We start from the raw sequence: 26,835 nt of genomic DNA on the forward strand, positions 1-26,835 counted from the left end.
TCCTTTATTGAGTGATCGATCAATAATTGGACCGGCACGACGATACCAGATTCTTGAACGATCGCTATACAATGGGGTGGTGACCAGAGGAAGGCCCAGGTCGTTCGACCGAGACGCCGCGCTCGAGAAGGCCATGCACGTGTTCTGGCGGTACGGCTACGAACCCGCCTCGATCGCCGCGCTCACCGACGCGATGGGCATCCGGCCCGCCAGCCTCTACGCCGCCTTCGGCGACAAGCGCCGCCTCTTCAGCGAGGCCGTCGCCCGCTACCAGGCGACGCACGGCGCCTTCATCGGCGCGGCGCTTGCCGAGGAGCCCACCGCACGCGGTGCGGTCGAGCGGATGCTCCGCGAGATCGCGGTCAACTACACCGATCCGAGCCATCCGCCCGGGTGCCTGATCATCTCGGGCGCGGTCAACCACGGCCCCGACGCGGCCGACGTCGAGGACGAACTGCGGGAGATCCGGAACCAGTCGCGAGCGGCCGTCGCCGAGCGCCTCCGCGACGCCGTCGCGAACCGCGAGCTTCCCGAGGATGCCGACGCCGACGCGCTCGCCGAGTTCCTTGCGGCCGTGACCAGGGGCATGTCGCGCTCCGCCCAGGACGGCGCCACCGCCGACGAGCTTCGCGCCGTCGCGGACCTGGCTATGCGCGCTTGGCCGCAACCGTGATCGAAGGTGATCCCCTCTTCTAGGGGGCAGACTCGCCCCGTCCACGATCGCCCGCGCCAGTCGATGTCGCCGGCCTCGCCGAGCCGGTCCAAGTCTTCAGGGTTGCCGCCGGTCGGCGGCCCGGTTCGGGCATTCATCCGACCTTCGTTTGTTTGACGTGGCGACCAAACATTGACATGGCAACGATAACATAGGAAGATGCACATATATTGCGCTAAGACGTCCCTCTTCGCGCGAACCGCCAATCTGCGCCCTGACGGCCCCGCCGTCGGAGGGCAGGAAGGAAAGGTCATATGAAAGCCATCAATCGCCAGTCGGCCGTCGTCGCCCGGCTGGCACTGATCGTCGCCGTGATCGCCGGGTTCCTGAGCTTCGCGTCCCCGGCGCAGGCCCAGATGTACTCCACGTGCGACCGGTGGGGCAGCTGGAGCCAGGGCTCGTGGACGGTCTACAACAACATCTGGGGCGAGAACGGCGGCCGGCAGTGCCTGACGGTCAACAGCATCAAGTCCTGGTACATCGACGCCAACCACGCCGGCGGCGGGATCAAGTCCTATCCCAACACCTCGACCCGGCTCCAGACCCCGCTGTCGCAGCTGAACTCGGCGGGCTTCTGGTTCGACACGTCGTCGGCCCCCGTCACCAGCGGTGACAACTGGGGCTGGACGGCCGACCTGTGGTCGACCAACAACCAGGACGAGATCATGGTCTTCACCAGCTGGGCCCCGGGGCCGCTCGGCGGCTGGGGAAGGCAGATCGCGACCAACGTGACCGTCGGCGGCATCCTGTACTCCTCGGTCTGGCAGGCCGATCCGGGCTGGAACGTCCTCCAGTTCGTCCCCGCCCAGCAGCGGAGCACCGGCACCATCGACGCCGCGGCGATCTGGCGCTGGTCCGCGTCGCAGAACCTGCTGCGCAACACCACCTTCGACACGATGCAGTTCGGCTGCGAGATCACCTCGACCAGCGGCACCTCGAAGCGGTACTCGCTCAACGCCTACAGCGCCTGGTGGAGCAACACCTCCGGGGGCGGTTCGAGCATCTGACCGCGCCGACGCGCGACGGCACCTCCACCGCGCACGGCGGGGAACGTCCCGAGCACCGGCCTCGCCGCCGGACCTCACGACAGGCCCGGCGGCGAGGCCGTTCGGGTCTGACCGCGCCATGTCATGCGCCCGGGCCGACCGAGCTTCCCCGGCCTAGTGGTGCGGACGCAGGGGACGCTCGCGCATGGCGGACACCAGGTTCGCCGCCATCCACACCGCGATGCCGATCAGCCCGATCCGCCACTCGGTCACCCCCTGGGAGACCTCGGCCGCCGGCCGGGGCGTGAGCGTGCGGCGGGGGTCGTAGACGACCTCGACCCGCTCCCCTTCCGGCAGCTCGCGGGCGATGACCGCGTCCGGGGCGCGCTCGTCGGCGCAGCGGATCTCGTGTTCGAAGTAGCGGTCATCGTCGTCGGCGTCGTCCTCGGGGAGGGACGCGGCGAGCGGTATGCCGCGGTCGGCTTCGCGGCGTTCGACGACGGTGCACGTCGTCTCGACCCCCGCCAGGTCGAGCAGCCACCGGTCGGCGCTGAAGAGGACGGCGCCGCCCCCGACGTACAGGGCCATGACGGCGATCACCAGGACGGTCCATCCGATCCTGAAGCAGTCCAGGCCGTGCAGCGCGAAGACCAGTCCCGCGATCCCGACGCCGGCCAGGAGCACCAGGCTCACGATCGTGAGCAGCACGGACACGGCGGCGGTCGCATGGGGCACGACCAGCACCGTGATCGCGACCCAGCCCGACCACACCGCCGGGAGCGCCACCGTGGCGGCGACGCAGATCCACCACCAGGCCCGCTCCGTGAAGAAGCCCTCGTCGGCGTCGTAGATCCTGGACCGCATGCCGACGAGGGTATGCGGCGGGCGCTGGGAGGGGTCCCCGGCCGGGTCCTCGAGCTCAGCGCAGGACGGCCGCCAGGAGGTCGGGGCCGAGCGCCGTCAGGTCGGACACGTTGAGGCCGTAGCGGACGTAGCGGCCGTGGCGCTCGGGGGTGAGCAGGCCCGCCCGCCGCAGGACCGCGAGATGGCGGGAGACCTCCGGCGCGGTGAGTTCCCAGGCGTGCGCCAGTTCCCCGGTGGTGTGGGCGCCGCGGGCCAGGGTGCGCACCAGCCGCAGCCGCACCGGATGGGCGAGGGCCTCCAGCCGCAGCGAGACGGTCTCCAGCGAGATCGGCTCCGGCGAGTCCGGCTCGGCCACCGGGTACTGCACCACCGGCCGCCAGCCGGGGGCGTAGACAGCCACCAGGTGGGGGCGGCCGAACACGCTGGGCAGGAACGTGACGCCGGCGCCGTCGGCCGCGGTCGCGCTGTCCTGCAACTTGTCGACGATGATCGCGCCGCCGTCCGGCGCCAGCGCGACGGCCCCCGAGACCGACGCGAGCGCCGCGCCGACGCCGCGGCGCCGCAGCAGGTCGCCCTTGACGCGCGCGTCGGAGGCGAGCTGCGCCGCGAGGCCGCTCCACGCCTCCTCGAAGAACGCCTCGGCGCACTGCTCGAACGTGTCGCGCACCCGCGACCGCACCGCCGCCGGGTCCGCGAGCAGCCGTTCGGCGAACGCCTCCTGGAGCGCGCCGCGGGCCTGGGCGCGGCCCAGGGCCCGGCCGCGCGCCGCCGCGTCGGTGAGCGGCGACGGGGCGCCGAAGTGCAGTCGGTGGCTGCCGCAGGTGGTGACGAGCGCGGCGGTCACGTACGCCTCGTCGTCGATCTTGTCCACGTCGTCGAGCTCCTCGGCGAGCGTCGGCCGCGGACGCGCGGGGATCAGGAAGTCGGCTCGCGAAGAGCGCCAGAGGAACTCGGCCTCCTTGAGCCGCTCGGCCAGCTCGGGCCGCATCCGCGCCCAGACGCCCGCGGCCCAGCCGGCCAGGTGCGGGTGGTGCGCGGGCTCGGCCAGGACGTGCAGCATCGCGGTCAGCTCGGCCAGCGGGGAGACGGAGAACCGCAGCCGCTCCGGAGGCAGTCCGCCGATGTCGATCCTCAACGCCATGCCCCCATTCTCGAAGGTCGGCTGCGCGGGGACCGCACCGGTTGACGGATTCCGTCAATCGACGCGGCCGCGCCCGCCGCCGACCGCACCGTTGTCGCCATGCCGACCACCGTCAAGCTCCGCCCGCTCGTCCGCGCCTCCGGAGGCCCCCGCTATGCCGCCGCCCTCGCCGTGGACGCGCTCGGCACCGGGCTGCTGCGCCCCTTCCTGCTCCTCTACGGCGTGACGGTCCTGCGGCTGTCCGCGCCGGCCACCGGCATCGCGATGACGGTCGGCATCATCGCGGCGCTCGCGTGCACGCCCTTCGTCGGCCGCTGGCTCGACCGCGGCGCCCGCAGCACGGTCGTCGCGGCGTCGATGCTCGTGCGCGTCCTGGGCGTGGTGCTCCTGCTCGCCGCTCCCACCGGGAACGTCGGGATGTTCACGGCCGCAGCGCTGTTCCTCGGCATCGGCAATCAGGCGTGGCCGCCCGCCCACGCGGCCCTCGTCGCCACGGTCGCCGCCGGCCGCGAACGCGACGCCGCCCTCGCGGCGGGCCGCGCCCTCCGCAACGCCGGCATGGGCGCGGGGGCGCTCCTCGCGCTCGCGTTCCTCACCGGCGGCACCACCGCGTTGCAGGCGCTGGCAGCCGTCACCGGCCTGGCGTACCTCGCGGCGGCGGCCTTGACCTGGTCCGTCCATTTGCGAGCGAATTCGGTCACCGCGGCCCCGGACCGGCCCGCGGGGCCGGCGCCCCGGATGCGCACGCTGCTGGCCGCGAACGTCGTCTACACGTTCTGCCTCAACGTCCCCGAGATCGCCCTCCCGCTGATCCTGGTGACCCACCTCGACGCCTCCCCGGCCTGGTCGGCGGTCGTCTTCGTGGCGAACACGGTCCTAGTGGTCACGTTGCAGGTCCCGGTCACCGTCGTCACCTCCCGCTGGTCCCGGCGCGCCGTGCTGGCCTGCGGCGGCGCGGTCCTCAGCGCCTCCTATCTCGGCTTCCTCGCGGCCTCTTTCCTAGGCCACGGCTGGGCCGCCCCGGCCATCGCGGCGGTGTCGATCGCCTGCACCTTCGGCGAGATCCTCTACGCCGGCAGCGCCACCGCGCTCGTGACCGCCCTCGCCCCGCCGCACGCGATCGGCCGCGCCCTCGCCCGCTTCCAGTTCTCCACCGGCCTCGGCCTCGCCGTCTCCCCCGCCATCATCACCGGCCTCGCCGCCCTCGGCCCTGCCGCCCTCTGGGGGACCCTCGCCGCGGCGACCCTCGCCTCCGCCACCGCCGTCGCCGCCGAGAAGCCCCAGCCCGGCACCGCCGCGGAACGCCGGGGCCACCCGGTTCCGGTCCCTTCGGCTTCCGGTTCGTGATCGCCGACCGTGCACAGAGGATCGTCTCGCCCGGGGGCGTCCAGCTCAGCCGCTTGAGCCCGCTATCCGCAGGTCGATTCGTCGTACGCGCGCAGTGCCTCTTCGGCCTCCTTCACTTCCGGGGCGTACCAGATGTCGGTGAGGTCCGCGAGTGACGCGCCGTCGGCCATCGCCTCGGTCATCGCCGTTCCCGCCTCCGAGAGGGTGTCGAGGTGCGCGTGGAGGTCGTCGGGCGCGAGCGCGGCCGCCATGAGGCTGTCCAAGGCGATGCTGTACGCGGCGGTGGGCGCCGACGGATCGGGGACCATGTCGGCGGTGTCGCCCGGCCCGTGGGCCACGACGGCGTCGGCGAATCCCAGTTCCAGCATCGCGGCCGACGTCAGCAGGGACGACAGCTCGGTGCAGAACGCTTCGGCCGCTTCGGCGCTGGACATCGCCGTGGGAGAGGGCGCGGCGGACGTCTCCGGAGCAGATTGGGATTCGGACTCGGTGTCACCGGCGGGCGGCGCGCCCTCCGCGCAGGCGCTCAACGCCATGGCGGTCGCGAACGCCGTGAGCATGAGGGCCGCGTTGCAGGGTCGGTTCATGCGCGAAGCGTAGGCAGGCGAGGGCGGGACCGGTCCCGCCGATTGGCTCGGGACGCCGACAGGGCCCGCTCGATCCGCGCCGCCGTGAATCCATCCCTGTCGATGGGACGGGGCTGGGAGCGGCGGGTGTCGGCGGCTAAGGTTTGCGGCGTGGAGATACACGTCGCGAAGTCCGGGTCCGACACCGCCGCCGGCACCGCCGAGGCCCCGCTGCTCAGCATCGGCGCGGCTGCGGCGCTGGCGCAGCCGGGGGACACCGTCGTGGTGCACGAGGGCGTGTACCGGGAGTGGGTGAATCCGCCGCGGGGCGGGACGGCCGAGGCGCCGATCACCTATCAGGCCGCGCTCGGCGCGGACGGCGTGTACGAGGCGGTCACGATCTCCGGCGCCGAAATGGTCGCCGACTGGCGTCCGCACGCCGACGGCGTCTGGACGGCGACGGTGCCGAACACGCTGTTCGGGGAGTGCAACCCGTACCGCGAGCGCATCGGCGGGGACTGGTTCTTCGACCAGGTCAACACCTGGCACACCGGCGAGGTGTACCTCGACGGCAAGTCCATGTACGAGTCGCTCACCCTGGCCGGCGTGGAGCGGCCCGAGGTCACCGCGGACTCCTTCGACCCGGCGGGCTCCCTGCTCACGTGGTACTGCGAGGCGGGCGAGGACGCCACGACGATCTGGGCGAACTTCGGCGGCGCCGATCCGGCCGAGCACGAGATCGAGATCAACGCCCGCAAGTTCGTCTTCTGGCCCGCCGCAACGGGCATCGACTACATCACCGTCCGGGGATTCACCCTGACCAAGGCCGCCACCCAGTGGGCGCCGCCCACCGCGCTGCAAGAGGGCCTGATCGGCCCGCACTGGTCCAAGGGCTGGGTGATCGAGGACAACACGATCACCGACTCGAAGAACGTCGGCGTCTCCCTGGGCAAGGAGGGGAGCACCGGCCAGAACGAGTGGACCGCGGGGGCGAAGGGCGGCAAGGGCGGCACGCAGCGCGAGCGCGAGGTGATCCAGCGGGCGCTCGCCCTGCGCGGGCCCGACGCCGGCGAGGCGCAGCCGTGGCATCGGGACCACGTCGGCTCGCACACGGTGCGACGCAACACGATCCGGGACTGCGAGCAGGCGGGCGTCGTCGGGCATCTGGGCGCGGCGTTCTCCCGCATCCTCGACAACCACATCTTCCGCATCCACGTGAAGCGGCAGTGGCACGGCGCGGAGGTGGCCGGCATCAAGCTGCACGCCGCCATCGACACCGAGATCAGCGGGAACACCATCCACCACACGCACCGGGCCCTGTGGCTCGACTGGCAGGCCCAGGGGACCCTGGTGCGGCGCAACGTCTTCTACGCCTCCACCGCCGAGGACTTCATGGTCGAGGTCTGCCACGGCCCGTACCTCGTGGACGCCAACCTGTTCCTCTCGCCGTGGTCGGTCAAGGACATGTCCACCGGCGGCGCGTACGTGCACAACTACTTCGCGGGCCGCATCGCGAACTGCACCGAGCACCAGCGGTACACCCCGTACCACCTGCCGCACTCCACGGCCGTCTACGGCGTCTCGAACATCCTCGGCGGCGACAACCGGTTCTGCAACAACGTCTTCGTCGGCGACGGCGCCGAGCCGGAGGCCGAACCGGCGGTCGCGAGCTTCTGGTCCGGCGCGATCGACATCGACGGCGTGCCCGGCCAGGCCGCCTTCGTGCCGACGCCAGTGGGGACCTCGCAGTACGACGCCTACCCGACGCCGGAGGAGTACCCGAACGAGCACGGCAGCGCGCTGGCCGGGCCGCGGCTCCCGGTCTGGATCGAGGGGAACCTGTACGCGGACGGCGCCGAGCCGTTCCGCGCGGAACCCGATCCCCTCGTCGTCGCCGCGTCACCGATGCGGGTCGAGGTGCACGACGCCGAAGCCGGGGCCGTCCGCGTCGAGATGACCGACGCCGCGGCCCTCAAGGCCGTCGCGCCCGTGACGACCGAGCGCCTCGGCACCAGCTACCAGGCCGAGATGGGCTATACCGCCCCCGACGGGTCCGATCTGGACTTCGGCACGGACTTCACCGGCCTCCCGCGAGACGAGGTCGTGCCCGGGCCGTTCGCGGCGTCGGCTCCCGGCACCCGGATCATCACCGCGCCGGTCCCGGCTCGCCGGGGGTGAACGTGATCTGCGGGCGGCCGGTGGCCGCGTCGATGCTCACGGCGGCACTGACTTCGTAGACCTCGGCGATGAGCTCGGGCGTCAGGACCTCGGCCGGGGTCCCGGCCGCGACCGCGCCGCCGTGCTTGAGGACCAGGAGCGAGTCGCAGAACATCGCGGCGAGGTTGAGGTCGTGCAGGGCCACGACCGTGGTGACCGGCAGGTCGCACACCAGGCGCAGCAGGTCGAGCTGGTGGCGGATGTCCAGGTGGTTGGTCGGCTCGTCCAGCAGCAGCTCCCGGGGCCGCTGCGCGAGGGCGCGGGCGATGTGGACGCGCTGGCGCTCGCCGCCGGAGAGGCGGTGCCACGACTCCCCCGCCTTCGCGGTGAGGCCGGTGCGCTCCAAGGCCTCCGCGACGGCGTCGTCGTCGGCGCGCCGGTCGCCGCCGAAGGCGCCGCGGTGCGGGATGCGGCCGAGGGCGACGATGTCGCGGACCATGAGGTCCACTGCGGTGTCCGCGTGCTGGGTGACCGTGGCGATGGCGCGCGCGGCCTCGCGGCGCGCGACGGCGGCCAGCGGCCGGTCGTCGAGGACGACGGCCCCGGCGGTGGGCCGCGCGATCCCCGAGAGCAGGCGGATGAGGGAGGACTTGCCGGAGCCGTTGGGCCCCAGGAGTCCGATCGTCTCGCCCGGGCGGGGGCGCAGCGAGACGCCGTCGACGACGAGCCGGCCGCCGCGCTCCCAGGCGACCTCGCGGGCCTCCAGCGTCACAGGTTCCTCCTTCGGCGGTACATGATCACGACGAACACGGGGACGCCGACGAGCGCGGTGCTGACGCCGATCGGCAGCGGCGAGGGTGAGAACGCGAGCCGCGAGACGGCGTCGACCCAGACCATGAAGACCGCGCCGACGAGCGCGGTGACCGGCACCAGGCGCAGGTGGAGGGGCCCGGCGAGGAACCGGGCCGCGTGCGGCAGGACGAGGCCGACGAAGCCGATCGCGCCCGCGACGCTGACCATGGCGGCGGTCAGGAGCGCCGCGGCGGTGATGAGCACCGCGCGCTCGCGTCGCACGTGGACGCCGAGCGAGGCGGCCACGTCGTCGCCGAACGCGAAGGCGTCCAGCACATGCGCGCGGGCCAGGCACAGGGCGGTCCCGGCCAGCGCGGCGGCCCCGCACAGGGCCGCGCCGTCCCAGCGGACCCCTTCGAGGGAGCCGAGGAGCCAGAACATGACGCCGCGGGTGGCGTCGGAGTCGGCGAACGCGAAGATCACGAACGAGGTGATCGCGGAGAACAGCTGCGTGACCGCGATCCCGGCGAGGACGAGCTTGTCGTCGCCGCCTCCGGCGAGGCGCGCGATGAGCAGGACGGCGGCGAAGGACACGAGCGAGCCGATGAACGCGCCGCCGGGCACGCCGAGCCCGGCCGAGCCGACGCCGAGGATCGCGACGGCCACCGCTCCCGAGGAGGCGCCGGAGGAGATCCCGAGGACGTACGGGTCGGCGAGCGGGTTGCGCAGGAGCGACTGGAGGATCAGGCCGCACAGGCCGAGCCCGGCGCCGCAGGCGGCGGCGACGAGGGCGCGCGGCAGCCGGTCCTGCCACACGATCGCCTCCTTCGAGACGCGGACCGGGATGTCCGCTCCCGCAAGGTGGTTGAGGAGGATGTCGCGCACGTTCACCAGGGACACGTCGGCGGGGCCCAGGGTGATCGCCGCACCGATCGAGGCGAGCAGGAGGGCGAGGGAGCCGAGGCCGACGGCCAGGAACCGCAGGCGCGTCCCGCCTCGCGGCGGGCTCGCGACCGCGGGGGCGGCGAGGGTCACGCGCCGGCCTGGACGGTGCGCAGGCCCGCGGCGAGGGCTTCGAGGCCGTCGACCATCCGGATCGAGGGGTTGAGTTCGGCGCCGTGCAGCGGAATGAGGCGCTGTTCGGCGACCGCGGTGAGGCCCTGGGTGACCGGGTCGGTGGTGAGGAACTCGGTCTTCTCGGCGGCCTGGTCGCCGGGCCAGCGCTCGCGGCCGAGGTCGGCCATGACGATGACGTCGGGGTCGCGGTCGACGAAGTCCTCCCAGGTGGTGGCGGGCCAGTCGTCGGGGAGGTCCGCGAAGACGTTCTCCACGCCGAGGTCCTCCGCGAGGAGGGCGGGCGCGCCGAGACCGCCTGCGACGTACGGGGTCTTGAGGTCGGAGAACCAGAACGCCGCGGTCAGGTCCGAGGCGGCGACCTCCTCGAGCGCGGCCTGGCGGCGGGCTTCGAGCTCGGCGACGAGGTCCTCGCCGCGGCTGGGGACGTCGAAGATGGCGGCGAGTTCGCGGATCTCCTGGTAGAGCGCGTCGATCGTGAGCGGCCGGGTGCGGGTGCCGCCGCCGTTGATGCTGACGTCGCCGTCGCAGTCGGTGGGCGAGAGGTAGGACTCGATGCCGGTCTCGGCGAACCGGTCCCGGCCGGCCACGCCGCCTTGGGCGAAGTGGCGGCCGAAGGAGGCGGTGACGAAGTCCGGTTCGGTGCTCAGGACGACTTCGTAGGTGGGGGCCTCGTCGGCGAGGCGCGGCACCTCGGCGTTGGCGTCCGCGAGGGACTCCAGGACCGGGTCGGTCCAGGAGGCGGTGCCGACCATGCGGTCTTCCAGGCCCAGGGAGAGGAGGATCTCGGTCGAGCCCTGGTCGAGCGAGACGACGCGCTGCGGCGCGGCGTCGAAGACGACCTCCTGGCCGCAGTTCTCGACGGTCAGCGGGTACGCGGTCGCACCTTCGCCCGCGACCGCGGCGGTCTCCGGCACCGGCTCGGAGGCGCCGCATCCGGCGAGGGCTGCCAGCAGCAGCGAGGCGGTTGCGGCGGTGGGAAGCGCGCGCGGGCCGAGGTGCATCGTGGTGTTCCTTCAGGGTCGGTCGGGCGCGGCCTCACGACCGCCTAGCGCGCGCCAGATTAGGCTAGCCTTCCCTAATAGTTGAATGTTCATCATTTTTTTGAGGCGGAGGTCACACTCGTTCGCGCGCCGCCCCGGGGCGGCGCGGGCACCCGAGCACTGCCGCATTCCCTTACGGCCCAAAAGGAGTGCCGCCCTGCCGGTTACCTGACGACCTCGGCGAGCAGCCGGCCCTCGGACAGGGCGATCCGGTGGTGCGCGCCGGCGGCGTCCTCCGGTTCGTGGGTGGCGTGCACGACGGTCACCCCTCGGGCGCACTCCTCGGCGAGCAGGTCGGCGATCTGCGCCTTGGCGTCCGCGTCGAGACCGGTCGCCGGCTCGTCCAGCAGCAGCAGGTCCGACTCCTGCGCGAGCCCCTGGGCGAGCAGGGCGCGCTGGCGCTGCCCGCCCGAGAGCGTGCTCAGGCGGCGGTCGGCCAGGGCGGTGATGCCGAGCCGCTCCATGCACCGGTCGACGACGGCGCGGTCCTCGCGGGAGAGGCGCCCCCACGCCCCGCGGTGCGCCCACCGGCCCATGGCGACGGTCTGGCGGACGGTGATGGGCAGCGCGTCCGGCACCTCGCTGCGCTGGACGACGAGCGCGGGGCGGCGCGCATGGGTCCGCCGAACCGATCCCGAGGCGGGCCGGTGCACCCCGGACAGGACGCCGAGCAGGGTCGACTTCCCCGAGCCGTTCGGCCCCGTCAGGGCGGTGATCCGTTGCGCCGCAACGGCAGCGGTGAGGTCGTGCAGCACCGCCACCGCACCGTGGCGCGCACACACGCCGACCAGCTCGATCGCGTTCGACATGTCGCGGATCACCTTCCCAGGAGCTTGGTTATTGCAAACGATTCTCATTATAGTTCGGCCCATGGAATGGTTGACCGAGCCCTTCGAGGTCGGCTTCGTTGCGCGCGCGCTGTGGGGCGGGCTGCTCGTCGCGGTGATCTGCGCCCTCGCGGGCACCTGGGTGGTGCTGCGCGGCATGGCCTTCATGAGCGACGCCATGGCCCACGGCGTGCTTCCGGGCGTCGCGATCGCCTCGCTGTTCGGCGGCAGCCTGCTGCTCGGGGCCGCGCTCAGCGCGGTCGCGATGGCGCTGGGCGTGACGGCCCTGTCCCGCTCCCGCCGGCTGTCCCAGGACACCGGCATCGGGCTGCTGTTCGTGGGCATGCTCGCCGCGGGCGTCATCATCGTGTCCCATTCCCAGTCGTTCGCGGTGGACCTCACCGGATTCCTGTTCGGGGACGTCCTGGCCGTGCGGCTCGGCGACCTCGCGGTGCTCGCCGGGGCGCTGGCCGTGGCGCTGCTGCTCACCGTCGCGTGCCACCGGTCCTTCGTGGCGCTGGCGTTCGACCGCTGGAAGGCCGCGACCCTCGGGATGCGGCCCGTGCTGGCCCAGGGGCTCATGACGGCCCTGCTGACGCTGGCGATCGTGGCGTCCTTCCATGTCGTGGGCACGCTGCTGGTCTTCGGCCTGCTGATCGCGCCGCCCGCCGCGATGGCGCTGTGGGCCGACCGCATCCCCGCGATCATGATCGGCGCCGCCCTCATCGGCGCCGCCGCCACCGCCGGCGGGCTGCTGCTCTCCTGGCACTTCGGGACGGCCGCCGGGGCGACCATCGCCGCGTTCGCCGTCGCCTGCTTCTTCGTCTCCGCGGCGGCCGCCGCCGTGCGGGACCGGTTCCCCTTCCCTGCAACGCCCGTGAAAGGACACTGAATGCCGTACGCGACCAAGGCCCGCGTGGTCGCCCTGACCGCCGGGTGCGCCCTGCTCGCGGGCTGCGCCGCCGGCGCGGCGCCCGCCGAGGAGGAGCCCACCCCGCACGGGTACGTCGAAGGCGCCGAGGAGACCGCCGAGGCCCAGTGGCGGCTCGTCGCCGCCGAGGCCGGGACGGGCGCGGTCCACCTGCTGGACCCCGTCACCGAGGAGGCGGTCGAGATCGCCGAAGTCGAAGGCGCGCAGGCGATCGGCACGGACGGACGCTTCGTCTACGTCGCCGGCGCGTCGACCACGCAGGTGCTCGACAGCGGCGTCTGGACCGTCGACCACGGCGACCACGTGCACTACTACAAGTCGGCGCCGCGGACCGTCGGCGAGATCGACGGATCGGGGTTCGCGCCGCTCGGCGACCCGGCCGTCACGGTCCTCAACTCGGCGCACGGCGTGGCCGCGCTCGACCGCGAATCCCTTGAGGACGGCGAGATCGCGGCGGCCGCCGAAGTGGACGCGGAGGCGGCCGTGCCCTACAGCCAGCGCCTGTTGGCCGTCACCGGCGGCACCGTCCAGGTCCTGGGCCGCGACGGCGCCGTCGAATCCGAGCTGGCCGAGACGTGCCGCGAGCCGCAGGCGCAGACCGTCACCAGGCGCGGCGCGGTCTTCGCGTGCGCGGACGGCGCGCTGCTGGTCTCCGGCGACGACGACCTCACCGCGGAGCCGATCCCCTACCCCGGCAGCGCGGTCGAGGGCGGCTTCCACCACCGTCCCGGCACCGCGGTGCTGGCCGCCCGCGCCCAGGACGGCGGCGTGCTCGTCCTCGACCTCAAGGAGCGGGCCTGGATCGCGATCGCGGTCGAGGACCCGGTGGCGGTGAGCGCCACCGGCGAGGACTCCCCCGTCCTCGTCCTCACCGCCGACGGCGTGCTGCGCTCCTTCGACCCCGTCACCGGCGCCGCCCTCGCGCAGGTCGAGCTCATGGCCGACGCCGCGGGGGCGACGATCCAGGTGGACACCGCGCGCGCCTACGTCAGCGACCCCGCGGGCACGGCGATCCACGAGATCGACTACCGCGACGACCTGCGCCTGGCCCGCACCTTCGACCTCGACTTCCGGCCCGACCACATGGTGGAGACGGGATGGTAGCCATGCGACGCCGCACCCTCGCGGCACTGCCGCTCCTCACCGCCGCCTCGGCCCTGTCGGGCTGCGCCGCGTTCGGATCCGACCGGTCCGGCATCGTGGTGACCACGAACATCCTCGGCGATCTCGTCCGCAACGTCGTCGGCGACGAGACCGACGTGACGGTCCTGATGGGAGCGGACGCCGACCCGCACTCCTTCGGCGTCTCCGCTCAGCAGGCCGCCGCCCTCGAACGGGCCGAACTGGTGGTCCACAACGGACTCGGCCTCGAGGAGGGCGTCATCGGCCACGTCGAGGCGGCCGTCGCGGCCGGGGTGCCCGACCTGGCGGTCGGGGAGCACGTCGACCCGATCGAGTACACCGCCGATGCGACCGCCGGGCAGCCCGACCCGCACTTCTGGACCGATCCGGTGCGGGTGCGCGACGCCGTGGACGTGATCGCCGACCGCGTGATCGAGCACGTCGCGGGCGTCGACGCCGATCGCGTGCGCGCCAACGCCGACGCGTACGGAGCCCAGCTCGACGAGCTGCACGAGCACACCTCGGAGCTGTTCGGGCGCATCCCCGAGGAGCACCGGAAGCTCGTCACGAACCACCACGTCTTCGGCTACCTGGCGGAGCGCTACGGCTTCGAGGTCATCGGCGCGGTCGTCCCCAGCGGGACCACCCTGGCCTCGCCCAGCGCCTCCGATCTGAAGGACCTCGCCGACGCCGTCGCCGCGTCCGGCGTGCCCGCCGTGTTCGCCGACTCCTCCCAGCCCGACCTGCTCGTCCAGGCGATGGCCGCCGAGACGGGCGTCGACATCGAGGTCATCCCCCTGTTCACCGAATCGCTCACGCAGCCGGACCAGGGCGCCGGCACCTACCTCGAGATGGCCTACGGCAACGCCGAAGCCATCGCCGACGGCCTCACCTGACCCGACTTCCCCCTGCACGCCAGGGGGATCCGACCGTACCCATCGACCACAGGAATTGATGCACATGAGAATCCGCACCCTGGCCGCGCCGACGCTGGCCGCCGCCGGACTGCTGCTCGCGGCCTGCTCCGCGCCCGCCGAGGAGGCCGCCGACGAGGCCGCCGTGGAGGTGAACGACCCGGTCGTCGTCACCTACGACGGCGGGATGTACGTCCTCGACGGGGAGACCCTCGAAGTCGCGAAAGACATTCCGCTCGAGGGCTTCAACCGGCTCAACCCCGCCGGGGACGACCGGCACGTCCTCGTCTCCACCTCGACCGGCTTCCGGGTCCTCGACGCGGTCGGGGCCGAGCTGACCGACGACGAGTTCGCGGCGCCCGAGCCCGGCCACGTGGTCAACCACGCCGGCGTCACCGTGCTGTTCTCCGACGGCGCCGGGGAGGTCACCGTGTTCGACCCGCAGGAGCTGGGCGACGGCCTGCCCGAGACGCAGACGTACACCACCGAGCACCCGCACCACGGCGTCGCCGTCCAGCTCGCGAACGGCGAACTGCTGGTGACCCACGGCGACGAGGAGACCCGCACCGGCATCCAGGTCCTCGACGCCGAGCGCAACGAGATCGCCCGCAGCGAGGACTGCCCCGGCGTGCACGGCGAGTCGGCGGCCATGGACGAGACCGTCGTGGTCGGCTGCGAGAACGGCGTGCTCGTCTACCGGGACGGCGCCATCACCAAGGTCGCCAGCCCTGACGCGTACGGCCGCATCGGCAACACCCGCGGGCACGAGGAGTCCCCGTACATCCTCGGCGACTACAAGGTCGACCCCGAGGCCGAACTCGAACGCCCCGAGCGGGTCTCGATCATCGACACCGAGACCGGCGAACTGCGGCTCCTCGATGTCGGGACCAGCTACAGCTTCCGGTCGCTGGGCCGCGGCCCGGCCGGCGAGGGCCTGCTGTTGGGCACCGACGGCGCGCTCCACGTCATCGACATGGCGAGCGCGGCGGTCGTCGACTCCATCCCGGTGGTCGCGGCATGGGAGGAGCCGCTGGAGTGGCAGGAGGCGCGGCCGAACCTGTTCGTGCGGGGCGACATCGCCTACGTGACCGAGCCGGCCTCCTCGAAGATCTTCGCGGTGGACCTCACGACCGGCGAGGTCGCCGCCGAAGCGGAGCTGCCGAACCCGGCCAACGAGATGACCGGCGTCTGACCGGTGCGGTGACGGTGCTCGACCGCCGCAGACCCCACGCGGGGTCTGCGGCGGTTCTGCGTTTCGGGGGTTTGGATCGATGACTTGGTTGTCAGGTGAAACAAAAATGACTCCCGTGTCCGGCGGGGATGGCGGGCAGGGGACCCATCGGGACCAGGAGGTGCACGAAGCGATGGGTCGCCTTCGGCCGCATCAGCAGCGACACCTCACGCTGAGTTAGTTCCATACATTGACAAACTCGATGAGGTTCCGTACTGTCCTGCACAGGAGTTCAGAGATCTCCATCCCTCGATGCAGCGGCCCCGAGTCCCCGGTACCGACGCAGTCGGCACGACAGCGGGCAGGCCGCGCGCCCCTCGTCTACAAAGGAGTGTTCATGCGACGACGCACCTTCGCCGCTTCGATCGGCGCGGCCGCGGTCGCGGCCGGAGCGCTGCCCGCCCCGGCCTTCGCCAGACCCGGCCGGCAGTGCGCCGACGACTACACCTGGAAGAACGTCGTGGTCAACTGCGGCGGCTTCGTCCCCGGCATCATCTTCAACGAGACCGAGCCGAACCTCATCTACGCCCGCACCGACGTCGCCGGGGCCTTCCGGTGGCAGGAGGAGACGCGGACCTGGAAGCCGTTGACCGACTGGGTCACCCGCGACAAGTGGGGCTACCAGTACGTGGTCTCGATGGCCTCGGACCCGGTCGAGACGAACCGCGTCTACGCCGCCGTCGGCGCGTACACCATCAGCTGGGACGCCAACAACGGCGCGATCCTCTACTCCGACGACAAGGGCGACACCTGGGGCGTCGCGGAACTCCCGTTCAAGCAGGGCGGCAACATGCCCGGCCGCGGCATGGGCGAACGCCTCGTCGTCAACCCGGCCGACAACTCGGAGCTGTACCTGGGCACCCCGAGCGGGAACGGGCTGTGGCGTTCGAAGGACTACGGCCGCACCTGGGCCAAGGTCGAGGAGTTCCCCAACCCCGGGAACTTCGTCGTCGATCCGAGCAATGAATACCTGTCCGACAACCAGGGCGTGATCTGGATCGACTTCGACCAGATCGGCGGCAGGATCTACGTGGGCGTGGCCGACCCGGACGACCCGCTCTACGTCTCCGAGGACGGCGGCGCGACCTGGGCCGCGGTCCCGGGGGCCGCGGCGCTCGGCGACGCGGACGGCAACCGCACCATTCCCAAGCAGTCCGCGATGGACAACACCAACGGCTACCTGTACGTCGTCACCGGCTACGACTCCGGCCCCTACAACGGCGCGCCCGCGTCGGGCAACGGCGGCAAGATCATGCGGCTCGCCACCCAGACCGGCGAATGGACCGACGTCACGCCGCCGCACAACCCGCGCGGCGTGATCCCCGGCTTCGGCGGCATCACCGTCGACCGCCAGAATCCCGGCACGCTCATGGCCGCCACGTGCAACAACTGGTACCCCGACGAGATCCTCTTCCGCTCCACGGACTCGGGCGAGTCCTGGTCGATCAGCTGGGACTACGCCGAGGGGCAGGACCGCCATGACCGGTTCGACATGGACAGCTCCGGCAGCCCGTGGCTTGACTGGCGCGGAACCGACAGCGGTCCGGCGTACGCGGTCAAGCACGGGTGGATGATCGACGCCCTCGCCATCGACCCGCACGACTCCGACCGCATCATGTGGGGCACCGGCGCCACGATCTGGGGCACCGAGCGCCTGACGCAGTGGGACGCCCAGGGCGAGCTCATCGGGGAGAACGAGGCCGGCGAGCGCGTGGGCCTGCCGATCGAGAAGTTCACGGTCGGGGTGCGCGCCGAGGGCATCGAGATGACCTGGGTCCGCGACCTCGCCGCACTGGGCGGGACGCTCGTCTCCGCGATGGGCGACGTCAACGGCTTCGTGCACACCGACCTCGGCCGGGCGGAGCGGATGTTCCACGGCGGCTGGGGCGGCCAGAGCCTCGACTTCGCCGCCGCGAACCCGGACGTCATCGTCGGCAGCGGCGACGTGGACGACGACGGCAGCCACGTCATCGCCTCCACCGACCGGGGCCGGACCTGGCAGGACGGGACGCGGCTCGACGGCGTCCAGAACAACAGCGGCGGCACCGTCGCGATCACCGCCGACGCCGCGGCGATCGTGTGGTCCCCGAGCAACACCACCGTCACCCCGGTGCGCAGCACCGACCTCGGTCAGACCTGGCAGCCGGTCGACGGGCTGCCGGCGGGTGCGAGGGTTCGTTCCGACCGCGTCGACGGCTCGGTGCTGTACGCCTACTCCGGCGGGAGGTTCTACCGCAGCACCGACGGCGGCGAGACCTTCGCGGACACCGGCGCGACCGGGCTGCCCGCCGAGGGCGTCGACGACTTCCGGACCGTCCCCGGCAGGAAGAGCCATGTCTGGCTCGCCGGCCGCAGCGACAAGGAGGACGTGCCGACCGGCCTGTGGCGCTCCAAGGACGGCGGCGCCACCTGGAAGCGCATCGCCGCGGTCGACCTGGCGATCGGCGTCGGCTTCGGCAAGGCCGCCAGGCGATCCGGGTACCCCGCGATCTACCTCTCGGGTGACGTCGCGGGCAAGCAGGGCGTCTTCCGCTCCATCGACGGCGGCGGCACCTGGGAGCGCATCAACGACGACGCCCACCAGTGGGGCTTCGCCGGGTCCGTCATCACCGGCGACCCCGAGATCTACGGCCGCGTCTACCTCTCCGCCCGCGGCATCGTCTACGGCGACATCGCCTGAGCGCGGCGGGCCGCCCTGCCCGGTGGGGCGGCCCGCGCCGGCGTCCCCCTCGGCACCTCTCAGAAAGGAACGACCCTTGTCCGCAGTCATTCCGTTGCGCCGCAGCGCGGCGGCAATCTTCGCGATCGTCCTCGCCCTCGCCTCGGCGCTCGCAGTGTTCACGGCGCCCAAGGCGGCCCACGCCGCCGAGTTCACGCCGGTCCCCGAGTTCGGGGACAACCCCGGCAACCTCGAGATGTACGTGTACGTGCCCGACAACGTGTCGGCGGACCCGGCGATCGTGGTCGCCAACCACTGGTGCACCGGCTCGGCGCAGAACCTCTACGACTGGTTGCAGTGGGACGAGCTCGCGGAGGAGTACGGCTACATCGTCGTCTACCCGTCGGTGACCCGCGAGAGCAAGTGCTTCGACGTCGCCTCGCAGGGCTCGCTCACCGGCACCGGCGGCGACTCGGTCAGCATCAAGTCCATGGTGGACTACGCCGTCCGCGAACTCGGCGGCGACGCCGACCGGGTCTTCGCCACCGGCATCTCCTCGGGCGCGATGATGACCAACGTCCTGCTCGGCGTCTACCCCGAGGTCTTCAAGGCCGGCTCGGCCTACGCCGGGGTGCCGTTCACCTGCTTCGCGACCACGAACGGCTCGGAGTGGAACAGCGACTGCGCGACCGGCATGATCGACCGCACCCCGCAGGAGTGGGGCGACGCCGTCCGCAGCGCCAACCCCGGGTACGACGGGCCGTGGCCGCGCATGCAGACCTGGCACGGCACCGAGGACCAGGCGCTGTTCTACCCGAACTTCGGGGAGCAGGTCGAGCAGTGGACGAACGTCCACGGCACCGACCAGGTCGCCGACTTCACCGACCACCCGGAGCCGAACTGGACCCGCACCCGCTACGGGGGCACCGGCGGCCAGGCCCTGGTCGAGGCGATCAGCATGGAGGGCGTCGACCACGGCCTGCCCTACCAGCCGGTGGAGACGCTGCGCTTCTTCGGCCTCACCGGCGGGCCGGTCGTCGGCGAGATCGCGGGCGCGGCCTCGAACCGCTGCGTGAGCGTCCGCGGATCGGGAAGGCAGGCGGTGCTGCGGACGTGCGCCGACGGCGACCACCAGACCTTCACCCTCACCGGACTCGGTGAGCTGCGGGTGAACGGCCGCTGCCTCGAAGCGAAGGGCTCGGGCACGGCCGACGGCACCAAGGTCGTTGCCGGCGAGTGCACGGGCAGCGCGAGCCAGTTCTGGAACGTGAACGTGGACGGCACGATCACGAACGCCCACAACGGCCTCTGCCTGGACGCGTTCGGCGGCGGCACCCACAGCGGCACCAGGGTCGTCCTCTGGACCTGCACCGGCGGCGCGAACCAGCAGTGGAGCATCCGCTAGCGATCGAGTGACGGGAGCGCCGGGCCGGACGCTCGGCGCTCCCGCTCGTCGCGGCAGACGCGCGACCGCGGGCGGCCCGGCGGACCGGCTGCGACGCAGGGACGCGTTTGATCCCGTCCGCCGCAGGAAACCCGGGCCGCATGTCCTCGCTCCATAATGTCCGCAGCACCGCCTCCCGTGCCGCCGACAGCAGACCGCTGGAGATCCTCGCGCGCGGCGGCTTCATCGCCTACGGCGCCATCCACCTCATGTTCGCGTGGCTGGCCCTCCAGGTCGCCTTCGGCGAATCGTCCGGCGAGACCGACCAGTCCGGCGCCCTGATGACCATCGCCCGGCAGCCGGCCGGCGAGTTCCTGGTCATCGCCATCATCATCGGCATGGTCGCGATGGCCGTCTGGCAGGCGTTCGCCGCGCTGATCGGAGGGTCGCAGGGCCGGAGCGCGGTGTCCGAGCGCGTCGTCTCCGGCTGCCGCACCGTCCTCTACCTCTACTTCGCCTACCTCGGCTACAAGGTGGTCAGCGGCGCGAACGCCTCGCAGTCGCAGAGCCAGCAGTCCGCCGCGTCGTCCTTGATGGACTCGGGCGGCGGGCGCTTCCTGGTCGGCGCGGCCGGTGTCGTCGTGGCCGGCGTCGGCATCGGCCTGGCGGTCTACGGATTGACGAAGAAGTTCAGGAAGCACCTGAACACCGCGCAGATGAGCCCCTCGGTGCGCCGCACGGTGGAGCAGCTCGGCCGGGCGGGATACGCGAGCAAGGGCCTCGCGTACGCCATCGCCGGCACCCTCATCGTCTCCGCCGCGGTCACCTACGACCCCCAGAAGGCCGGCGGCCTCGACGCCGCCCTCAAGACCCTGGCCGGAACGCCTTGGGGCCCATGGCTCCTCGTCCTCATCGCCCTCGGCATCGCCTGCTTCGGCGTCTACTGCTTCTTCCAGGCCAAGTACCGCAAGGTCTGAGCGCCGCCCGCTTCGGGCGCTCCGCCCGCGCCGCGGGCCTGCCGGCGGCGCTAGCGGCCGCGGAACCTGTCGGTGGCGGCCACGATGGCGTCGGCGGTGGTGCTGCCGGAGACGCCGTGGCCTTCGTCGGAGACCAGGATCAGTTCGGCGTCCGGCCAGACCTGGGCGAGGTTCCAGGGGATGTCCGCGGGGCCGCTGATGTCCAGGCGGCCGTGGATGAGGACGCCGGGGATGCCGGCGAGCCGGCCGGCGTCGCGCAGGAGCTGGCCGTCGTCCATGAAGCCGGCGTGGCTCCAGTAGTGCGTGACCAGGCGGGCGAACCGCATGCGGAACCGCGGGTCCTCGAAGCGGGGGTCGGGTTCGTGGCCGGGGGCGGTCGAGACGTGCACGTCCTCCCAGCGGCACCATTCGCGCGCGGCCCGGTCCCGCACGGCCGGATCGGGGTCGGCGAGCAGCCGGGCGTAGGCCGCCGCGAGGTCGCCGTCCCGTTCGGATGCGGGGACGACGTCGCGGAAGCGGGCCCACTCCTCGGGGAAGACGCGGCCCATGTCCCGCGTGATCCACTCGACCTCGCGGCAGCTTGTGTTGGTGACGCTGAAGAGCACCAGCTCCGAGACGCGGTCGGGGTGCCGCTCGGCGTACGCGAGCCCGAGGGTGGTCCCCCAGGAGCCGCCGAGCACGAGCCAGCGGTCGACGCCGAGGTGCTCGCGCAGCAGCTCGATGTCGGCGATCAGGTGCCCGGTGGTGTTGGCGGCCAGCGGGGTCTCGGGGTCGGCCGCGTCGGGCGTGCTGAGCCCGCAGCCGCGCTGGTCGAAGACGACGATGCGGTACGCCTCGGGGTCGAACATCCGCCGCCAGAGCGCGCCGGCGCCCGAGCCCGGCCCGCCGTGGAGCGCCAGCGCCGGCTTGCCCTCGGGGTTGCCGCTGGCCTCCCAGTACACGCGGTTGCCGTCGCCGACGTCGAGCATGCCGTGCTCGTAGGGCTCGACGTGGGGGTAGAAGCTGCTCACGGACGTCTCCTCGCACAGATGTAACAGTGCTGTTAGATTATCAGGGTGAAGCCGCATCCCGACCCCGACGCCGTCGGCACCCTCCTCCGCCACGTCCTGGACCGGCTCGAGGCCGACGTGGCGGCGGTCTATCGGGATCAGGGGCTGCCCGAGTACCGTCCCCGGTTCTCCCCGGTCGTGCGGGCGCTCGAAGCCGAAGGGCCGCTGTCGATCCGGGACCTGGCCGCGGCGATCGGGGTGACGCATTCGGCCGCGAGCCAGACGGCGGCCCAGATGGCCCGCGCCGGACTGGTCACCCACGCCGCCGACCCGGGCGACCACCGCCGCCGCCTGGTCGCCCTGACCCCGAAGGCGCGGGCCCTGCTCCCCCGGATCGCCGCCGAGTGGGAGGCGACGGCGGCCGCGATGGCCGATCTCGACGCCGAGCTGACGGTGCCGCTGGGCGGCCTGCTCGCCGAGGCGGCCGCGGCGCTCGAGCGGAAGCCGCTCCGCGATCGGATGGCCGAGGGCCGGTGAGCGGCCCGAGCGCACGCCGTCCAGGCGGATCGTGAGCTGCTTTTCCGCGTTCGCCTTCCCGCGCCGAACCGGCGTGTAGCGTGAGCAACGGGAGTGGTAACACGGGCGACCCCGAGACGCAGGGGCGGTCAGGGATGGCGGATCTGGACTATGTCGCGCTGTTCGCGGCGATGCCGACCCCGTGCGTCGTCATCACACGGGACTTCGTGATCGTCGCGGCCAATCCCGCCTACCTGGAGGCCACCGGCAAGACGCGGGACGACCTGATCGGGCGGCCCCTCTTCGACGTCTTCCCCGACCCGGCCGACAGCGGCGAGCGGAACGTCAGGGCCTCGGTGGACCGGGTCGTCGAGACCGGGAAGCCGCACACCATGGCCCTGCTGAAGTACGACGTCCCCGTGGAGGAGCCGCCGTCCTCGTTCGAGGAGCGCTGGTGGTCCCTGATCAACTCGCCGGTCACCGGACCGGACGGCGAGGTCGAGTGGATCCTCATCCGGGCGGAGGACGTCACGGCGTACGTCCAAGCCCACGACCTGCGCCTGCACCCGCCGGCCGAGGCGAGCTCCGAGGCGATGGCGCTGGAGGCGGCCCTGTTCGAGCGCGCCCGGGAGCTCCAGACGCTCAACGTGGAGCTGAGCGAGGAGAACGCCCGCGACCGCCAGGTCGCCGTCACGCTCCAGAAGGCCATGCTCCTGACGCCGGACCTCGAGAAGCACCCGAACGTCGCGGTGCGGTACCTCCCCGCGGTCGAGACCATGAACGTCTGCGGCGACTGGTACGACCTGGTGGACCTCTCGGGCGACCGGTTCTCGGTCGGGGTGGGCGACGTGGTCGGCCACGGACTGGAGGCGGCCGCGGTCATGGGGATGCTGCGCAGCGTCCTGAGCGCCGCGATGCGGGCGCTGGAGCGGCCCGCGCACGCCCTGGAGGTCCTGGGCCTGTACGCGCGCTCGATGGAGAGCGCGCTGAACTCGACCGCCGCGGAGGCGATGGTCGACCCGCGGAGCGGGTTGATCATCTACAGCAACTCGGGGCACCTGCCGCCGGTCCTGGTGCACCCGGACGGCGAATTCGAGCTGCTGGACCAGGTGCTCGACCCGCCGCTGGGCGCGCGTCCGCAGCACGTGCCGTGCTCGCAGGCCGGGCAGCCGTACGCCTCGGGCGACACGCTCGTGCTGTACACGGACGGGCTCATCGAGCGGCGCGACGAGGACATCGACGTCGGCCTGGACCGGCTGTGCCGGACCCTGGCGCGCCACCGCGCCCTCGGGCCGCGGCAGATGGCCGACGCGGTGCTGGAGGACCTCGGCGTGGCGGGCGGCGCGCACGACGACATCTCGCTCATCATCGTCAGGCTGTGAGGGCCGCGGCCGCGGCGCGCCCCGGTTCGGGGTTCGGCGCTCGCGGCGCGGTCCGCGCGGCGCGGTCCGCGCCGCGAGCCGGTCCGGCCTCAGGCTTCGCGGACGAAGACGGGGACGCCGAAGCCGTCCGCCTCGGTGAGGACCGCTTCGACGGCGGCGAATTCGTCCTCGGTCCGGAAGGTGATCTCGACCAGGGTGCGGTCGGGGTCGTCGCAGCCGGGGGACGCCGCGCGCACGTCGACGCCGTCGCCCACCGCGGTCAGCTCGGCCACCAAGTCGGGGTGGGCGGCGAGGGCCCGTTCGACCTCCGCGGCGCCGGGGAGCTCGTCGCACGGCGGGTGCGCCGACGATCCGGGGACGGGGAGCAGGCCGGTGAGCGCGAGGGCCGCGACGGCGACCAGTCCGAGGGCGGGGACCGCCCCGGTGATGGCGAGGGTCCGGCGGAGGCGGCGGCGGGGGTTGGTGGACGCGGTCATGGTGATACTCCTCAGTGGATGGTGATGGTGGGTGCGTTCATGGGGTGCCGGTGGGCGCAGGCGGCGGTCATGTCCTCGTCGTGGGTGGCGACGACGACGGTCGCGCCGCGGCGCGCGAAGTCGTCGAGCAGGCCGATGACCAGGGCGCGGTTGGCGGCGTCGAGGGAGGCGGTGGGCTCGTCGACGAACAGGGCCCGCGCGTCGCGGTGGACGGCCCGCGCCAGGGCCAGGCGCTGCTTCTCCCCGCCGGAGAGGTGGCCGGCCGGTTCCGCTTCGCGCCCTTGGAGACCGACGTGCTCCAGGGCCGCGCGCACCCGCGGATCGGCGCGCCGGGTCCGGCGCAGCGCGACGTTGAACGCGACGGACTCGTCGTCGATGATCCCGTAGTCCTGGAGCACGAAGGCCGCGTGATCGCGCCAGAACGCCCGCCGCGCGCGGGGCGAGCCGCCGGAGACCACGGTCCCGTCGGCGGTGACCGCGCCGGAGGTGACCGGCAGCAGCAGGCCGAGGACGTGCAGGAGCGAGGTCTTCCCCGAGCCGCTGGGCCCGGTGAGGGCGGTCATCTCCCCCGGCTCGCACCGCACGGACTCGCCGTGGACGATCCGGCGGCGGCCGATCGTGACGCCGACGTCGTGCGCTTCGATGATCATGGCGGTCCTCTCCTAGAGTCTGCGGTGCGTGACGTGCGAGAACACGGCCCCGGCGGCGATGCCGTGTCCGAAGTAGAGCAGGGTGAGGCCGGCGGCGCCGGTGGCGGCGGTGACCGCCAGCGCGGCCGGGTCGGCGAGGCGGAACGCGAGGACCAGCAGGACCAGCGGTGCCCCGGCGAGCAGTTCCCGCCCGGCGCGCGGGCGCGCGGCCCGTTCCCAGGTCGCCCCGCTCAGCCGCATCGGGAAGTCGCGGCGCGCGTGCAGCAGCGCCGCGACGATCGCGTTCACCGCCGCCGCGACGACGAAGGCGACCGCGAGCGCCGCGACCGCGAGGGCGAGCAGGCGGGCCAGGTACGCGGCGAACTGCGCCTGGAGGATGCCCTCCTCGGCCGCGTGCAGCGGGTAGAGCTCGCCGCGGACGCCGATCGCCGCCAGGCTCGCCTCGCCCAGGCCCGCCGCGTCGAGGCGGGCCCGGGTCGCGTCGGCGCCGGTGAACACGAGGTTCCCGGAGGAGGCCAGGTTGGCGATGTCGCCGGGGTCGAAGACCGTGCCGATCGTCGGCGCTTCGAGCACGAGCACGTCGTCGCGGAAGCCGAGGCGGCCGCCGCTCTCGGCGACCGGGTACTGGACGCCGGGCGCGGGGGCGAGGAGCCGGACCGCGCCGAGGACGTCGGCGGCGTCGGCGCCGGTGCGCCACAGTTCGAGCTGCGGCCCGAGTTCCCGCTCCAGCATCGCCGTGGCCGGGGCCGGGTCGGCCTCGACGAGCGCGTCCGGGCCGGCCGAGGCGCCCACCAGCTCGATCCAGTTCGGGTTCACGAACGAGACCGCCGAGTACGGGCCGAAGTCGCCGCCCCAGTCCGCGGCGGTGATCGTGTACGACATCGCGGCCTCGCCGTCGGCCTCGGCGTCCTCGACCATCTGCGCGAAATAAGGGGCGACCACGTCGAAGTACCGGTCCTCGACGGCGAACGCGATCCGCACCTGGTCGGCGAACTCGTTCCAGGCCGCGAGTTCGCGGGCGGTCTGGCCGGCGTCCCGAGCGGCGGTCCACGCCGGGCCGGCGCACGCGACGAGCGCGGTGAGCGTCGCGGCCTGGACGATCCGCGCGGGCCACCGCAGCGCCGCGACCGGGGGCCGGCGGGTGGCGAACAGGTCGGCGGAGGGCCAGGCGAGGCAGGAGGCGACCGCGACGACCGCGAGCGACACCGCCAGCGTGGCGGCCTCGAAGAGGAGGAGCCCGGTCGCGAAGAGCGGCACGTAGACCCAGCCGCGCAGCAGGCCGACCAGGAGGCAGGAGGCGGCCGCGACCGCGGCGGCGCAGCCGAACAGGAGCGCGAGGTGGCCGCCCGCGTCCTGCGCCTGGATGCGCCAGGGGTCGGCGCCGGCGAGGACCCGCAGGGCCCGCGAGCGGGCCCGGGACGCCAGCCGGTACACGGTCAGGGCGGCCACCAGGAGCGCCCCGGCGAGCGCCGGCGCGGTGAATCCGGTCTCGAGGACGAGGTGGCGGACGGTGTCGGCCACCGACGCGTCGGTCCGGGCCACGGCGACCCCGGCGGCCCGCAGGTCCGCGACGGCCGCGTCGAGCCCGGAGACGTCCCGCACGAGGTACGTGCCGTCCGGGGGCGAGTCCGCCAGGCGCTCCGGGCCCAGCACCGGGGCGGGCTCGCGGTCCCCGAACCACGCGACCTCGTGGAGCGGGCGGCCGTCCAGTGCGACGAAGACCTCCCGGCGGCTGTCGTCCAGGTCCGGCGCGAGCTTGACCAGGCCGAGGCGGTGCTCGCGCGACACGGACACGACGAGCGCGGTCGCCTCCTCGTGCGCCAGGCCCGCGCCGCCGAAGTCCAGCGTGATCCGGGCCTGCGCGCCGAGGCGCTGGGGCCAGGACCGGTCGTGGAAGTCCGCGACCATCACCGCCATCGCGCCCAGGAGGGCGAACAGGGCGGTCATGGTCGCCGCGACGAGCTGCTTCTGCATGGACCCGAGTCAACGGGAAACGGCGGGCGCGGGCATCGGCCCGCGGCCCCGAGTTTCCGCGGCGCCCCGGACTCCGGCCTGTAGGACCCTGGTCCGATGCCGCGGACCGCCCGGTTCAATA

24 protein-coding genes are annotated in these 26,835 nt (G+C 72.8%); 13 read left to right on the plus strand and 11 right to left on the minus strand.

Annotation, left to right across the window (positions count from 1 at the left end):
• Positions 1-76: 76 nt before the first annotated feature.
• Positions 77-673 (plus strand): TetR/AcrR family transcriptional regulator, encoded by a 597-nt coding sequence (locus EIW28_RS01680; RefSeq protein ID WP_408612177.1) that lies wholly within the window; start codon positions 77-79, stop codon positions 671-673.
• 293 nt (positions 674-966) lie between these two features.
• A complete protein-coding gene (locus EIW28_RS01685; protein WP_125245982.1) occupies positions 967-1,719 on the plus strand; it encodes a glycoside hydrolase family 12 protein in 753 nt (250 codons plus the stop codon).
• Between the two features lie 153 nt (positions 1,720-1,872).
• Here the strand turns inward: EIW28_RS01685 and EIW28_RS01690 are convergent, their stop codons facing one another.
• Together EIW28_RS01690 and EIW28_RS01695 are read right to left on the minus strand one after the other, a co-directional pair.
• Positions 1,873-2,562, minus strand: a complete 690-nt coding sequence (locus tag EIW28_RS01690) for a hypothetical protein (protein ID WP_125245983.1) — start codon at positions 2,560-2,562, stop codon at positions 1,873-1,875.
• 55 nt (positions 2,563-2,617) lie between these two features.
• A complete protein-coding gene (locus EIW28_RS01695) occupies positions 2,618-3,703 on the minus strand; it encodes a DUF5937 family protein (protein WP_125245984.1) in 1,086 nt (361 codons plus the stop codon).
• 99 nt (positions 3,704-3,802) lie between these two features.
• Here EIW28_RS01695 and EIW28_RS01700 point away from each other — a divergent pair, with 99 nt between their 5' ends.
• Positions 3,803-5,050, plus strand: coding sequence for an MFS transporter (locus tag EIW28_RS01700; protein ID WP_125245985.1), 1,248 nt, complete (start codon positions 3,803-3,805; stop codon positions 5,048-5,050).
• Positions 5,051-5,112: 62 nt separating this feature from the next.
• Here EIW28_RS01700 and EIW28_RS01705 read toward each other — a convergent pair whose 3' ends face one another.
• A complete protein-coding gene (locus tag EIW28_RS01705) occupies positions 5,113-5,637 on the minus strand; it encodes a hypothetical protein (RefSeq protein WP_125245986.1) in 525 nt (174 codons plus the stop codon).
• A 150-nt stretch (positions 5,638-5,787) separates the two neighbouring features.
• On the opposite strand from EIW28_RS01705, the gene EIW28_RS01710 reads away from it, so the two are divergent.
• Complete coding sequence (locus EIW28_RS01710; protein ID WP_125245987.1) at positions 5,788-7,794, plus strand: right-handed parallel beta-helix repeat-containing protein; 2,007 nt, start codon at positions 5,788-5,790, stop codon at positions 7,792-7,794.
• Here EIW28_RS01710 and EIW28_RS01715 read toward each other — a convergent pair.
• The 4 genes from EIW28_RS01715 to aztA all read right to left on the minus strand — a co-directional run bounded on the left by EIW28_RS01715 (position 7,763) and on the right by aztA (position 11,491).
• Positions 7,763-8,545, minus strand: coding sequence for an ABC transporter ATP-binding protein (locus EIW28_RS01715; RefSeq protein WP_125245988.1), 783 nt, complete (start codon positions 8,543-8,545; stop codon positions 7,763-7,765). The two genes, EIW28_RS01710 and EIW28_RS01715, sit on opposite strands and share 32 nt — an antisense overlap.
• Entirely contained in the window at positions 8,542-9,600 is a 1,059-nt protein-coding gene (locus tag EIW28_RS01720) for a FecCD family ABC transporter permease (protein WP_187350553.1), read from the minus strand. The genes EIW28_RS01715 and EIW28_RS01720 overlap by 4 nt, the downstream gene beginning before the upstream one ends.
• On the minus strand, positions 9,597-10,643 hold the full coding sequence (locus EIW28_RS01725) for an ABC transporter substrate-binding protein (RefSeq protein ID WP_125245989.1): 1,047 nt from the start codon (positions 10,641-10,643) through the stop codon (positions 9,597-9,599). Before EIW28_RS01725 ends, EIW28_RS01720 begins: the two co-directional genes overlap by 4 nt.
• Positions 10,644-10,846: 203 nt before the next feature.
• On the minus strand, positions 10,847-11,491 hold the full coding sequence (gene aztA, locus EIW28_RS01730) for a zinc ABC transporter ATP-binding protein AztA (protein WP_187350554.1): 645 nt from the start codon (positions 11,489-11,491) through the stop codon (positions 10,847-10,849).
• A gap of 61 nt (positions 11,492-11,552) precedes the next feature.
• On the opposite strand from aztA, the gene aztB reads away from it, so the two are divergent.
• The 7 genes from aztB to EIW28_RS01765 all read left to right on the plus strand — a co-directional run bounded on the left by aztB (position 11,553) and on the right by EIW28_RS01765 (position 20,727).
• Positions 11,553-12,401, plus strand: a complete 849-nt coding sequence (gene aztB, locus EIW28_RS01735) for a zinc ABC transporter permease AztB (protein WP_125245991.1) — start codon at positions 11,553-11,555, stop codon at positions 12,399-12,401.
• Complete coding sequence (locus EIW28_RS01740; RefSeq protein ID WP_125245992.1) at positions 12,402-13,544, plus strand: hypothetical protein; 1,143 nt, start codon at positions 12,402-12,404, stop codon at positions 13,542-13,544.
• A complete protein-coding gene (gene aztC / locus EIW28_RS01745; RefSeq protein WP_125245993.1) occupies positions 13,538-14,458 on the plus strand; it encodes a zinc ABC transporter substrate-binding protein AztC in 921 nt (306 codons plus the stop codon). The genes EIW28_RS01740 and aztC overlap by 7 nt, the downstream gene beginning before the upstream one ends.
• A gap of 58 nt (positions 14,459-14,516) precedes the next feature.
• Entirely contained in the window at positions 14,517-15,668 is a 1,152-nt protein-coding gene (aztD, locus tag EIW28_RS01750; RefSeq protein WP_125245994.1) for a zinc metallochaperone AztD, read from the plus strand.
• Between the two features lie 376 nt (positions 15,669-16,044).
• Positions 16,045-18,387 (plus strand): sialidase family protein, encoded by a 2,343-nt coding sequence (locus tag EIW28_RS24595; RefSeq protein ID WP_158630253.1) that lies wholly within the window; start codon positions 16,045-16,047, stop codon positions 18,385-18,387.
• Positions 18,388-18,463: 76 nt separating this feature from the next.
• The gene (locus EIW28_RS01760) at positions 18,464-19,771 is read left to right on the plus strand and encodes an extracellular catalytic domain type 1 short-chain-length polyhydroxyalkanoate depolymerase (RefSeq protein WP_197717018.1); all 1,308 of its coding nucleotides are present in this window, start codon (positions 18,464-18,466) and stop codon (positions 19,769-19,771) included.
• Between the two features lie 140 nt (positions 19,772-19,911).
• On the plus strand, positions 19,912-20,727 hold the full coding sequence (locus EIW28_RS01765) for a DUF1206 domain-containing protein (protein ID WP_125245997.1): 816 nt from the start codon (positions 19,912-19,914) through the stop codon (positions 20,725-20,727).
• Between the two features lie 50 nt (positions 20,728-20,777).
• On the opposite strand, the gene pip is transcribed toward EIW28_RS01765, so the two are convergent.
• Positions 20,778-21,737 (minus strand): prolyl aminopeptidase, encoded by a 960-nt coding sequence (pip, locus tag EIW28_RS01770; RefSeq protein WP_187350555.1) that lies wholly within the window; start codon positions 21,735-21,737, stop codon positions 20,778-20,780.
• Positions 21,738-21,782: 45 nt separating this feature from the next.
• Between pip and EIW28_RS01775 the strand changes: the two genes are divergently transcribed.
• Positions 21,783-22,253, plus strand: coding sequence for a MarR family winged helix-turn-helix transcriptional regulator (locus tag EIW28_RS01775; RefSeq protein ID WP_125245999.1), 471 nt, complete (start codon positions 21,783-21,785; stop codon positions 22,251-22,253).
• A gap of 134 nt (positions 22,254-22,387) precedes the next feature.
• Positions 22,388-23,614 (plus strand): PP2C family protein-serine/threonine phosphatase, encoded by a 1,227-nt coding sequence (locus EIW28_RS01780; protein WP_125246000.1) that lies wholly within the window; start codon positions 22,388-22,390, stop codon positions 23,612-23,614.
• An 89-nt stretch (positions 23,615-23,703) separates the two neighbouring features.
• Here the strand turns inward: EIW28_RS01780 and EIW28_RS01785 are convergent, their stop codons facing one another.
• The 3 genes from EIW28_RS01785 to EIW28_RS01795 are packed head-to-tail and all read right to left on the minus strand — an operon-like array spanning position 23,704 to position 26,714.
• Entirely contained in the window at positions 23,704-24,090 is a 387-nt protein-coding gene (locus tag EIW28_RS01785) for a hypothetical protein (RefSeq protein WP_125246001.1), read from the minus strand.
• Positions 24,091-24,101: 11 nt separating this feature from the next.
• Entirely contained in the window at positions 24,102-24,740 is a 639-nt protein-coding gene (locus tag EIW28_RS01790) for an ABC transporter ATP-binding protein (protein ID WP_125246002.1), read from the minus strand.
• Between the two features lie 12 nt (positions 24,741-24,752).
• Positions 24,753-26,714, minus strand: coding sequence for a hypothetical protein (locus EIW28_RS01795; protein WP_125246003.1), 1,962 nt, complete (start codon positions 26,712-26,714; stop codon positions 24,753-24,755).
• Positions 26,715-26,835: the final 121 nt, after the last annotated feature.

The organism is Glycomyces terrestris, assembly GCF_003933745.1.
In the GTDB taxonomy this organism is placed as follows: Bacteria; Actinomycetota; Actinomycetes; order Mycobacteriales; family Micromonosporaceae; genus Glycomyces; species Glycomyces terrestris.